Origin of the sequence: Yoonia sp. SS1-5, from assembly GCF_038443705.2 — a bacterium.
Lineage (GTDB): Bacteria > Pseudomonadota > Alphaproteobacteria > Rhodobacterales > Rhodobacteraceae > Yoonia > Yoonia rhodophyticola.
The window spans coordinates 3,404,119-3,416,539 of sequence record NZ_CP151767.2 but is presented as its reverse complement, the minus strand read 5'-3'; the positions used below and the strand labels follow the sequence as shown (position 1 = coordinate 3,416,539).

Genomic DNA, 12,421 nt, shown 5'->3' with positions numbered 1-12,421 from the left:
CATGTCTGAACTCGTGCTGAACCAAGTGAAAAAGGCCTATGGCGATCTGGAGGTCATCAAAGGCATCGACATGGAGATCGAGCAGGGCGATTTCTGCGTCTTTGTGGGCCCGTCAGGCTGTGGGAAGTCCACGCTGTTGCGGATGATTTCAGGCTTGGAAAGCATCACGGGTGGCACCATTTCCATCGGTGGCCACGTGGTCAACGATGTGCCTGCCGCCGACCGGGGCTTGGCAATGGTGTTCCAGTCCTATGCGCTTTACCCGCATATGTCGGTGCGCCAGAACCTGACCTTCGGGCTGGAAAACATGCGCACGCCCAAGGCGGACATCGCATCCAAAGTCGATGAAGTCGCCAAGATGCTGCAGATCGAACAGCTGCTGGATCGCAAGCCCAAGGCCCTGTCCGGTGGCCAGCGGCAACGCGTCGCTATTGGCCGCGCTGTTGTGCGCGAACCGACCATATTCCTGTTCGACGAACCGCTGTCCAACCTCGACGCTGAACTGCGCGTTGATATGCGGGGCGAGATTGCGGCGCTGCATCGCCGCCTGCAAAACACGATGATTTATGTGACCCACGATCAGGTCGAAGCCATGACCATGGCCGACAAGATCGCCGTGCTGCGTCTGGGCGAGGTTGAACAGTTTGGCCGCCCGCTGGATATCTATAACAATCCCAACAACATCTTTGTGGCCGGGTTCATCGGATCGCCCCGGATGAACTTTGTCGAAGGACGCGTCGCTGCTGTGACGGATGGTGGCTTCGATTTCATTGCCGACACCGATGAGCGGATCAGCTTTGCCCGGTCCGATTTCAACGTGACCGAGGGCGCGCAGATCACCATCGGATTTCGCCCCAATCACTTGTCAGTTGACGAGGATGCCGATTTCCATGTGAAAGTCCGCGACACAGAACAGCTTGGCGGCGAAAGCTTTGTTTACGCCAAGACCCACAAGGATGCCGCCATCACTGTCCATCTGAGCGGGCAGATTGATATCGCCCACGACACCGAAATCGGGATCAAGATCGACCGCGACCATTTGCATGTGTTTGACACTGCCGGTGGCAAAACGCTGCGGACCGGCAACTGATGCGACAGACGTGGCGCTGGTTCGGCCCTGCCGATACGATCCCGATCACGGCCTTGCCGCAGGTTGGGGTCGAAGGGGTCGTCTCGGCGCTGCATCATGTGCCGACGGGGGCTGTCTGGCCCGTCGAAGACATCGCCAGACGGCAATCGGAAATCCGGGTGGCGGGTCTGGAATGGGAAGTGGTTGAAAGCCTGCCCGTATCAGAAACCATCAAAACGCGCGGACCCGACTGGGACACCCATATCGCCAACTATATCGAAAGCCTCGAAAACCTGGCAGCGGCCGGATTGCAGGTCATCTGCTACAATTTCATGCCGGTTCTGGACTGGACGCGCACCGCACTGCGATGGCCGCTGCCGCATGGCGGCACGGCGATGCGGTTTGACCTGCTGGATTTCGCTGTCTTCGACATCTGTATCCTCGAACGCAAAGGGGCCGATGCAGATTATCCCGCTGACTTTGCGCAGAAGGCAGCGCAGCGGTTTGCCAGCATGGATGACAACGCGCGCCGCCAGTTGCAACATAATATCGTGGCCGGACTGCCCGGTGCCAATGACAATTGGGGGCTGGACGATATCCGGCAGCTTTTGCATCGCTACGCGGGCATCAATGCCGACCAGCTGCGCGCGAACCTGATTGCCTTTCTTCAGGCCGTGACCCCCACAGCAGAGGCGCTTGGTTTGCGCCTGTGCTGTCATCCTGATGACCCGCCATTTTCGCTGATGGGGCTGCCCCGGATCATGTCCACACCCGGCGATTACGCGCAGGTCATGCGCGCTGTTGACAGCCCGGCCAGCGGGATCACCCTATGCACCGGGTCAATGGGCGTCGCAGAAGGCGTGGATTTTGTGCGGTTCATCCGCGATTGGGGGCATCGCATCCACTTTGTTCACCTGCGCAACACCACCCGGCAGGGCAACGCCATCGCAGGCAAATACAGTTTTTTCGAAGATGCGCATCTGGAAGGGGATACCGACATGGTACGCGTCATCAAGGCGCTGCTGGATGAAGAGGTTGAACGTTGGGCGCAGGGCCGCCACGACGCCACCATCCCGATGCGGCCTGATCATGGGCATGAATTGCTGGATGATCTGACCAGAGACGGCATGCCGGGTTACCCGCTGATCGGGCGGATGCGTGGCTTGGCCGAACTTCGCGGGATCATGGCAGCACTGTCCTGATCCTAGCCCCTGTCGGACCGGTGTTCCCAGATTTCGCGCTGCCAGGCCAGCCAGCCTTGGACCTCGACCAGCGGTGCGGGGTCAATATGACAGGTCCGCACCCGGCCCTTTTTGACAGATCGCACGATGCCCGTTTCTTCCAGCACTTTCAGATGGCGCATGAATGTGGGCAGGGCCATGGCATGCGGCGCATGCAAGGTGCTGACACTGGCCGGACCACGGGCAAGCGTTTCGATCACCGCGCGGCGGGTGGGGTCGGCCATTGCGCCGAAGAATGTATCGAGTTTGGATGTCATTGCGCGCAATATCTCTGGCCCGGGCAGGCCCGTCAATCAGGGTTGGCCAAGAAGCGCCGGTGACATACCGGGCACCCAATCCTGCGTCGCGGGATCGAATAACTTGAACCCGCCGGCAAAGCCCCAATGACACCACCCTATTCCATGTGTTTCCGCAGTTTCGCGCACCGCCCCGATCCATTCGGCCCGTTCATCGGGCGCGGTTTGCTCGGTCACGCCGAACTCCCCCAGAAACAGCGGCGCATCGCGGCCCGCGGCATCCGCAAAATCGCGCCGCAATGTGTTCCAGTCCGCACGACTGCCCCAGGATGCGGGCGGCGGTGGATTATCCAGCCATGTGGCCTGCTGATGGGTAAACTCCCAAGGGCCGTAATAGTGAAACGACAATGCGGTCCGCGCGTCAAACAGTGGCAGATCGGGCAATTGGTTATGATGTGACCACCAGCCGCCTTCGATCACGATCCAGCGGTCGGGGTGGTCGGCGCGAATATCCGGCCAAACGGCCTCGAACAGGGTGACAGCCCCCGCCGTATCCAGCTCTTTGGATGGCTCGTTCAGCAGCTCGAAGATCAGTGCATCGTCGTACCCCGCGTAGTGATCTGACAAAACGGTCCAGATCGCCTGAAATGTGGGGCCATATGTCGATGGATCATCCATCAGGGGCTCAAAATGGTGCAGATCAAGGATCACTTGCAGCCCATCTTCCATGGCCCACCCGATCACCTCATCCACGCGCGCGAGGATCGCCGGATCAAGGCCGTCATCCCAATAAGCGTGAAATCTGACCGGCAACCGGACCGTGTCAAACCCCTGTGCCGCAATCCATGCGATATCGCCACGCGCGATTGTATAGCCCCAGTCCCCCTCGCGCGGGGCCTCAAGGGCCTGATCAAGATTGACGCAACGCTGAACCGGAAAATCGTCGCCCAAAACCGGGGTTCCAAGAAGCGTTAGAAAAGCTGCAAATCGTCTCACCAAGACACCCTTTCTGTCCGATGTCGGCTTGTACCCTGTCACACTTCAGATACCCTGAAAAGATGACCAGCGATCCCCGATTCATTCACCTGCGCGTGCACACCGAATACTCTTTGCTTGAGGGGGCCATTCCGGTCAAGAAACTACCGGGCATGGCGGCGGCCATGGACATGCCCGCCGTCGCCGTCACTGACAGCAATAACATGTTCTGCGCCCTGGAATTTTCCGAAGGGGCATCAAAGGCCGGGATCCAGCCAATCATCGGCTGTCAGATTGACGTCACCTATATTGATCCCGAACCCGGGCGCAGACCCGATGACCCGGCCCCGATTGTTTTGCTGGCCCAGAACGAGACCGGCTACGAAAACCTGATGAAATTGAACTCTTGCGCCTATCTCGACGCGCAGGGGCAGTTGCCCCAAGTCAACCTGGACGAGCTGGCTAGCCATCACGCCGGGCTGATCTGTCTGACCGGCGGGCCGGATGGGCCGGTGGGCCGCCTTTTGCGGCAGGGCCAGCGACCCAAGGCCGAGTTACTGATGGACCGGTTGGCGCTGATCTATCCCGACAGGTTATATGTCGAACTGCAACGCCATCCCGGCGATGGCCTGCCCGAGGCCGAGGCCCTGTCAGAGCGTGGCCATATCGAAATGGCCTATGCAAAGAACCTGCCGCTGGTTGCGACCAACGATGTCTACTTTCCGAAATCCGAACTGTACGAGGCCCATGATGCCCTGATCTGCATCGCCGAGGGCGCCTATGTCGATCAGCAGGAACCGCGGCGGCGCCTGACGCCACAACACTATCTCAAATCGCCGCAAGAGATGGTCACCCTTTTCGCTGACCTTCCCGAAGCGATTGAAAATACGGTTGAAATCGCAAAGCGCTGCGCATTCAAGACATATACCCGCGATCCGATCCTGCCCAAATTCGCCGATGACGAGGTCGCCGAACTGCGCCGGCAGGCCCAAGAGGGGCTGAAGGCCCGCCTTGCCATCATCCCCCATGCAGCACCGGTCGAGGACTATGAAAAACGACTGGAATTCGAGCTTGGCATTATCGAGGGCATGGGCTTTCCCGGCTATTTTCTGATCGTTGCCGACTTTATCAAATGGGCCAAGGATCAGGATATCCCGGTTGGCCCCGGTCGCGGGTCAGGGGCGGGGTCGCTTGTTGCTTACGCGTTGCTGATCACCGATCTGGATCCGCTGCGGTATTCGCTGCTGTTTGAACGGTTTCTGAACCCCGAACGGGTGTCCATGCCCGATTTCGATATCGACTTCTGCATGGACCGGCGCGAGGAAGTGATCCGTTACGTTCAGGAAAAATACGGGCGCGACAAGGTGGGCCAGATCATCACCTTTGGCGCATTGCTGTCGAAGGCTGCCGTGCGCGATGTGGGCCGCGTGTTGCAGATGCCCTATGGTCAGGTGGATCGTCTGTCCAAGATGATCCCGGTCGAAGGGGTCAAACCGGTCAGCATCGAAAAGGCGCTGGCGGACGAGCCGCGTCTGCGCGAAGAAGCCAAGAATGAAGAGGTCGTGGATCGTCTGTTGACCTATGCCCAACAGGTTGAAGGCCTGTTGCGCAACGCATCCACCCACGCAGCCGGTGTGGTGATCGGGGATCGTCCGCTGGACGCGCTGGTCCCGCTCTATCAAGATCCGCGCTCGGACATGCCGGCCACCCAGTTCAACATGAAATGGGTCGAACAGGCCGGGCTGGTGAAATTCGACTTCCTCGGACTGAAAACCCTGACCGTGATCCAGAATGCGGTAAACCTGATCCGGCAGGCGGGCCGCCCGTTGAACATGGCGGCTGACGGCACGATCCTTTACGATTGCCCGGCGGGATTTGAACACGATATCGGTGCAATCCCGCTGGATGATGAAAAATCCTATGCGCTTTATTCATCGGCCAGGACGGTGGCTGTGTTCCAGGTGGAAAGCTCTGGCATGATGGATGCGCTCAAGCGCATGAAGCCCACCTGCATCGAAGACATCGTGGCCCTTGTGGCGCTCTATCGGCCCGGCCCGATGGAAAACATCCCCACCTATTGCGAGGTCAAGAACGGGCAAAAGGAGCTGGAATCAATCCACCCGTCAATCGACTACATCCTCGAGGAAACCCAAGGCATCATCGTCTATCAGGAACAGGTGATGCAGATCGCGCAGGTAATGGCCGGATATTCGCTTGGCGGTGCGGACCTGCTGCGCCGGGCGATGGGTAAAAAGATCAAAGAGGCGATGGACGCCGAGCGTCCGAAATTCGAAGAGGGCGCCAAGAAGAACGGCGTCGACAAGAAAAAGGCGACCGAGGTTTTCGACCTTCTGGAGAAGTTTGCCAATTACGGGTTCAACAAATCCCACGCGGCGGCCTATGCAGTTGTCAGCTACCAAACTGCATGGCTTAAAGCCAATCACCCGGTCGAGTTCATGGCTGGCGTGATGAATTGCGATATTCACCTGACAGACAAGCTGGGTGTGTATTTTCAGGAGGTCAAGAAAGGCCTCGGGCTGGATTACACCCCGCCTTGCGTGAACCGATCCATGGCCACCTTTGATGTCCATGAGGGCAAGCTGGTCTATGCGCTGGGCGCGCTGAAGAATGTGGGCGTCGAGGCGATGAAGCTGATTGTCGAGGCCCGCGATGGCACCGATGCATCCGACCCCAAGCCATTCGTGAACCTGTTTGATGTGGCCCGCCGGGTTGATCTCAAACGGGTGGGTAAACGCCCGCTCGAGATGCTGGCACGTGCGGGTGCCTTTGATGTGTTGGACCCCAACCGGCGACGCGTCATGCTGAGCCTTGACGCGCTGACCGCCTATTCCGCCGCCATCCACGATCAGAAATCATCCAATCAGGTATCCCTGTTCGGGGAAGCCGGCGACGATCTGCCCGAACCCCGTCTGTCCGGCGGGGAAGATTGGCTACCGGCCGAGCGATTGGCCGAGGAATTCAAAGCCATCGGGTTCTACCTGTCGGGCCATCCGCTGGATGACTATATGGGTGCGCTGAAACGCAAGCAGATCCTGACACTTGATGAGGTGACCGCCCGCGCCGAGAAAGGCGCGGCAATCGTGAAAATGGCCGGCACCGTTTCTGGCCGGCAAGAGCGGAAATCCGCGCGCGGGAACCGGTTTGCCTTTGTGCAATTATCCGACCCGACCGGCCAGTACGAAGTGACGATGTTCTCTGACACGCTAGAGAAATCGCGCGAGTATCTCGAAAGCGGGTCGCAGGTTGTCCTGCAATGCGAGGCCACGATGGAGGCCGATCAGCTGAAATTGCTCGGGCGATCTGTGTCCCCGATTGATCTTGCCGTTGCAGATGCGGGCAGCGCGGGGTTGCGCGTATTTATTGATGATCCGCAGGTGATCGGCTCGGTCGCGAGCATCCTGCAGAACGCTGATCGCGACGGCGTGCGCGCCGGGCGCGGCCCCATCCTGTTCTGCCTGATGGACAGCTCGCTACCCGGTGAGGTTGAACTGGATCTGGGCGATATGTTCCCGGTCAACCCCCAAATCAAAGGGGCATTGCGCAGCCTTGGGGGCGTCATCGAAGTCGAAGATGCCTGACCCCCGCACCGGCCCCATCTGGACGGGCCGGCCAAAATTAGTTAAGGACCCGTTTATCTTTGACGGGGGTCTCCGCTTACATGGTGCGAACTGCGCTCATTCTTTTGGGTTCTGTTTTCTTGATCGGATGCGGGGACCCGTTTTCCGATCTGGACCTTATCGGCGATGTCGAGGGGGGCGGCCCGGCGTCACTGGGGTTTATCGGGACGCAAAACCGCGAAGTTGATGTTGAGGTCACCGCCGATCAGGTTGTCCCCTATGGCCGCATCGCCCGCAATTGCACCGTCAGCCGGCGTGACATGGGCAAATCCGTGACAGATGCATCCGGCTACACAATCTATGACACCGCACCGAATAGCACCGGTTTGCGCACCCATTTTATCACCGGGTTCCGGGACGGATGCGCCCGCCAGTTCTCAGGCGCGCTGGTCATCACCGGTGATGTCGGCACGCATGAAATGGTGCGATATGCAGATGTCGGCCTCAAACAGCCCTACACAATCACCGATGAAGCCTATGAAGTGATCAAAGGCTCTTTCTGCCGGGTTGCCCGGTTGCAGCCCTGCGGTCGCCGGATTGACCGGCTGGCAAAGACTACGGCCTTTGTGACCGTCTATGAAAGCTTTGGGAATAACGCCAACTGGTCGGACGTGTTGCTGCATCGGGGCGAGGTTGTCGCCAAGGATGTCAACGGGCGCTAACGCCCGATCCTGTTGCCTCTTTCGGCGCCACTGGCCGCTTTGTTGACCCGCTCTCTACATAATAGGCTTGCAAATCGGGGCTGGTCCCGGTTCCATGTGGCCATGGTCTGCCTGCGTCTACGCCGCATCGACGCAGCCTGATATCTTTGGCGAACCGGGTAAAGCGGCAGGTTTTACAGATGGAAGTCAGCTTCGTTTTGAACGGAGATGCCGTGACCGTGACGGCCCCATCCACATATACCTTGCTGGACTGGCTGCGCGAAGATCGCAAGCTATGCGCAACCAAGGAAGGCTGCAACGAAGGTGACTGTGGCGCGTGCACCGTCATGGTGTCCGATGCCGACGGCCCCAAGGCACTGAACGCCTGTATCCTCTTTCTGCCCCAGCTGCATGGCAAGTCTGTCCGGACAGTCGAAGGGATCAGCGGCCCCGATGGCAGCTTGCATCCGGTGCAAGAGGCGATGATCACACATCACGGATCCCAATGCGGGTTCTGCACGCCCGGGATCGTCGCGTCGATGACCGTGGCCCATATGCAAGGCCGCACGGATCATGACGATGTGCTTGCGGGCAATCTGTGCCGCTGTACGGGCTACGCCCCGATCATCAAAGCCGCCGACGCCGCCGCAGCTGCACCCGTCCCCGCCTGGCTGCATGACCCGCTGCCCGAGGTTTCGGCCACGCCCTTTGCGCCCGAGACCCTGGATGCATTGGCGCAATGGTATGCCGCCCACCCCGATGCAACCTTGGTCGCTGGTGCAACAGATGTCGGCCTGTGGGTGACCAAGCAGTTGCGCGATCTGCCCGATATGGCCTTCCTGAACCGATGCGAGGAATTGCGCAAGATCACAGTAGCCGCGGACCATATCCATATCGGCGCCATGGCCACAATGGCCGACGTACTGGCGGCTGTGCAAACCGCCCATCCCTCATACGCTGCGATGATCCGCCGCTACGGGTCTGAACAAGTGCGCAACGCTGCGACAATTGGCGGGAATATCGCAAACGGCTCGCCCATCGGGGACAATCCACCGGCACTGATCGCTCTTGATGCCACATTGCATCTGCGCCATGGCAGCAAGACGCGCGATTTGCCCATCGCCGACTTCTTCCTCGACTATGGCAAACAGGACCGTGCCGCAGGCGAGCTGGTCACCGGTGTGACAATCCCAAAGGCAGCACCTGCATTGCGCTGCTACAAGATCTCGAAGCGTTTCGATCAGGACATCTCGGCCGTTTGCGGCTGCTTCAATATAGCGATCAAGGACGGCGACATCGCCGCAGCCCGCATTGCATTTGGCGGAATGGCAGGCATCCCCAAACGGGCCAGCGCGGTTGAGGCCGCCCTGATCGGGCAGCCATGGACCCAAACCGTGATTGATGCGGCCTGTGCAAGCTTTGCGGATGACTTCACACCGCTGTCGGATATGCGCGCATCTGCCAGCTACCGCATGGACATCGCACAAAACCTTCTGCGCCGTTATTTCGCGGCGTTGAACGGGATTGAAACAAATGTCCTGGCGGTGTCGTCATGAGCGTCGCGAAATCCCTGCCTCATGATGCAGCCGCCCTGCACGTCACGGGCACGGCCCGCTATGTGGATGATATCCCGACCCCGCAAGGCACGCTGCATCTGGCGTTCGGCCTCTCGGAGGTTGCACGGGGGGCGATCACCGATTGTGATCTGGCAGCCGTTCGGTCTGCGCCTGGGGTCCGCATGGTGATGACTGCCGATGATCTGCCATTTGCCAATGATGTGTCACCTTCGGCCCATGACGAACCACTACTGGCCATGGGTCAGGTCCATTACCTGGGCCAGCCGGTCTTTCTTGTTGTGGCCGACACCCATCTGAACGCCCGCAAGGCAGCCCGCCTGGCCAACATCACCTATGCCAAGGAAACGCCCGTACTGACAATCGAGGCCGCCCTGGCCGCCGATAGCCGGTTCGAGGATGGACCACGCATCTGGACCAAGGGCGACGTGGATGATGCGATCGCGCAAGCTCCCCACCGGATCAGCGGACAGATCGACATGGGCGGGCAGGAACATTTCTACCTCGAAGGACAAGCCGCGCTCGCGCTGCCGCAGGAAGGGGGCGATATGCTTGTGCATAGCTCCACCCAGCACCCGACCGAGATCCAGCATAAGGTGGCAGAGGCACTTGGGATGTCCATGCACGCGGTGCGATGCGAGGTCAGGCGCATGGGCGGCGGGTTTGGCGGCAAGGAAAGCCAGGGGAATGCGCTGGCCGTTGCGGCAGCGATTGCGGCAGCGGCGACCGACCAGCCCTGCAAGATGCGCTATGACCGGGATGATGACATGATCATCACGGGCAAGCGGCATGATTTCCGCATCACTTACACGGCGGGTTTTGATGATCAGGGCGTGCTTGCGGGTGTTGACTTTGTCCAGTTCACCCGCTGCGGCTGGGCCATGGATTTGTCGCTGCCCGTGGCGGACCGGGCCATGCTGCATGCCGACAATGCCTATCACCTGCCCCATGCACGGATTACATCGCATCGGCTGAAAACCAATACGCAATCGGCGACCGCCTATCGGGGGTTTGGGGGACCGCAAGGGGTGCTGGGGATCGAACGGGTGATGGATCACGTCGCGGCCGCACTGGGGCGCGATCCGGCATCCGTGCGGCAAGCCAATTATTATGCGCCAATGCCCACGGCGCAGGCGCAAGGCCGTAAGATGGGTCTTGACCCATCTGTGCGACAGACAACCCCCTACGCAATGGCGGTCACCGACTTCGTTCTGAACGAGATGACGGCATCGCTGCTTGAAACCTGCGACTACGACAATCGGCGCGCTGCAATCCGCGCGTGGAATGACAGCCAGACCATCCTGAAAAAGGGGATCGCGCTCAGCCCGGTCAAGTTCGGGATTTCATTCACCCTCACCCATCTCAATCAGGCCGGCGCGCTGGTGCATGTCTATCAGGATGGGTCCGTCCATATGAACCATGGCGGGACCGAAATGGGCCAAGGCCTGTTTCAGAAAGTCGCACAGGTGGCAGCGCACCGGTTTGGCATCGACACCAGTGCGATCAAGATCACGGCCACCGATACCGGCAAGGTTCCGAACACGTCCGCGACTGCGGCCTCGTCCGGGTCCGATCTGAACGGCATGGCCGTCGCAAATGCATGCGACATCATCAAGGACCGGATCGCGGAATGTCTGGGCAAATTGCACCAGACCGCGACCGAAAACATTCGCTTTGCGGATGGGCAGGTCCACATCGGGACCAAGACGATCAGCTTTGCCGAAGCGGCCCAGACGGCCTATCAAAACCGGGTCAGCCTGTCGGCCACAGGATTTTACAAGACGCCCGGGCTGAACTGGGATCGGATCAAGGGCCGGGGCACGCCATTCTTCTATTTCGCGCAAGGGGTCGCCGTGACCGAGGTGGTGATTGACACGCTGACCGGCGAAAACCGGATCTTGCGCACGGACATTCTGCACGATGCCGGTTCATCACTGAACCCCGCACTCGATATTGGCCAGATTGAGGGGGGGTATGTGCAAGGCGCGGGCTGGCTGACGACCGAGGAGCTGGTCTGGGACGCTCAGGGCCGTTTGCGCACCCACGCACCGGCCACCTACAAAATCCCCGCCTGCTCTGACCGGCCAGATATTTTCAACGTGGCCCTCTGGGATACGCCCAATCCGGCACAGACCATCTATCGGTCCAAGGCCGTGGGCGAGCCGCCCTTCATGCTGGGCATTTCAGCCTTTCTTGCCTTGTCAGATGCGGTCAGCGCATGCGGGCCGCATTATCCGGACCTGCAGGCGCCCGCCACCGCCGAAGAGGTTCTGCGCGCCATCGGACGGGCCCGCGGATGAGCGAAGTGATCCGCATCACCATAACCCGCACCGCGGGCTCTGCCCCACGGGATGCCGGGACGCAGATGATGGTCTGGCCAGACCGGACGGCAGGCACCATTGGCGGCGGCCAACTGGAATGGCAGGCCATTGGCGAGGCGCGGGCGATGCTGCGCGAGGGACGCAGCGCACACCAACAGACAATTCCACTTGGCCCCGCGCTTGGGCAATGCTGCGGCGGGTCCGTCAGCCTGCGCTGGGAGCTGGGACAGGCGATTGAGGCGCAACCCAAACGGCCTGTCTGGATCTACGGGGCCGGCCATGTGGGCCGGGCGCTGGTCCATGTCATGGACCCGCTGCCGGGTTTTGACATCACATGGGTCGACACCCATGCCGACAGGTTCCCGCAAACCAGCGTCACCACGCTTGTCGCGACCGATCCGGCACGGGTCGTGCCGCATGCGCCGGACTGTGCCGAACACCTGATCCTGACCTATAGCCACGAGATCGACCTTGCCCTGTGCCACGCCATTTTGTCCCGGCCCTTTGGCAGTGCGGGACTAATCGGATCGGCGACCAAATGGGCACGATTTCAGTCGCGCCTGGCGGCCTTGGGGCACGCGCCCGCGCAAATCGCGCGCATTGCCTGCCCCATAGGTGACCCCGCCTTGGGCAAGGATCCCGCCGCACTGGCGCTGGGCGTGGCGGTGACGATGATTGCCGGGCATCACCCGCAGGCCAAAGATCAGACAGCCTAACCACTGGATC

The 12,421-nt window shown here is 60.3% G+C and carries 9 protein-coding genes; 7 read left to right on the top strand and 2 right to left on the bottom strand.

Annotation, left to right across the window (positions count from 1 at the left end):
• Position 1: 1 nt before the first annotated feature.
• Together AABB31_RS18185 and uxuA are read left to right on the top strand one after the other, a co-directional pair.
• Positions 2–1,090 (top strand): sn-glycerol-3-phosphate ABC transporter ATP-binding protein UgpC, encoded by a 1,089-nt coding sequence (locus AABB31_RS18185; protein ID WP_342076797.1) that lies wholly within the window; start codon positions 2–4, stop codon positions 1,088–1,090.
• Complete coding sequence (gene uxuA / locus AABB31_RS18180) at positions 1,090–2,271, top strand: mannonate dehydratase (protein WP_342076798.1); 1,182 nt, start codon at positions 1,090–1,092, stop codon at positions 2,269–2,271. Before AABB31_RS18185 ends, uxuA begins: the two co-directional genes overlap by 1 nt.
• A gap of 2 nt (positions 2,272–2,273) precedes the next feature.
• Here the strand turns inward: uxuA and AABB31_RS18175 are convergent, their stop codons facing one another.
• Both AABB31_RS18175 and AABB31_RS18170 read right to left on the bottom strand, forming a co-directional pair.
• Complete coding sequence (locus AABB31_RS18175; protein WP_342076799.1) at positions 2,274–2,567, bottom strand: metalloregulator ArsR/SmtB family transcription factor; 294 nt, start codon at positions 2,565–2,567, stop codon at positions 2,274–2,276.
• A 36-nt stretch (positions 2,568–2,603) separates the two neighbouring features.
• Positions 2,604–3,497 carry a glycoside hydrolase family 5 protein gene (locus AABB31_RS18170; protein WP_373635115.1) on the bottom strand — a complete coding sequence of 298 codons (894 nt, stop codon included), beginning with the start codon at positions 3,495–3,497 and terminating at the stop codon, positions 2,604–2,606.
• Positions 3,498–3,604: 107 nt separating this feature from the next.
• On the opposite strand from AABB31_RS18170, the gene dnaE reads away from it, so the two are divergent.
• From dnaE to xdhC, 5 genes are all read left to right on the top strand, one after another.
• A complete protein-coding gene (gene dnaE / locus AABB31_RS18165) occupies positions 3,605–7,120 on the top strand; it encodes a DNA polymerase III subunit alpha (RefSeq protein WP_342076800.1) in 3,516 nt (1,171 codons plus the stop codon).
• A gap of 80 nt (positions 7,121–7,200) precedes the next feature.
• Positions 7,201–7,821 carry a hypothetical protein gene (locus tag AABB31_RS18160; protein WP_342076801.1) on the top strand — a complete coding sequence of 207 codons (621 nt, stop codon included), beginning with the start codon at positions 7,201–7,203 and terminating at the stop codon, positions 7,819–7,821.
• A 179-nt stretch (positions 7,822–8,000) separates the two neighbouring features.
• Positions 8,001–9,356 carry a xanthine dehydrogenase small subunit gene (gene xdhA / locus AABB31_RS18155; protein ID WP_342076802.1) on the top strand — a complete coding sequence of 452 codons (1,356 nt, stop codon included), beginning with the start codon at positions 8,001–8,003 and terminating at the stop codon, positions 9,354–9,356.
• Positions 9,353–11,674 carry a xanthine dehydrogenase molybdopterin binding subunit gene (gene xdhB / locus AABB31_RS18150; RefSeq protein WP_373635114.1) on the top strand — a complete coding sequence of 774 codons (2,322 nt, stop codon included), beginning with the start codon at positions 9,353–9,355 and terminating at the stop codon, positions 11,672–11,674. Before xdhA ends, xdhB begins: the two co-directional genes overlap by 4 nt.
• Positions 11,671–12,411: a xanthine dehydrogenase accessory protein XdhC gene (gene xdhC / locus AABB31_RS18145; protein ID WP_342076803.1), complete on the top strand. Its 741-nt coding sequence runs from the start codon at positions 11,671–11,673 to the stop codon at positions 12,409–12,411. Before xdhB ends, xdhC begins: the two co-directional genes overlap by 4 nt.
• Positions 12,412–12,421: the final 10 nt, after the last annotated feature.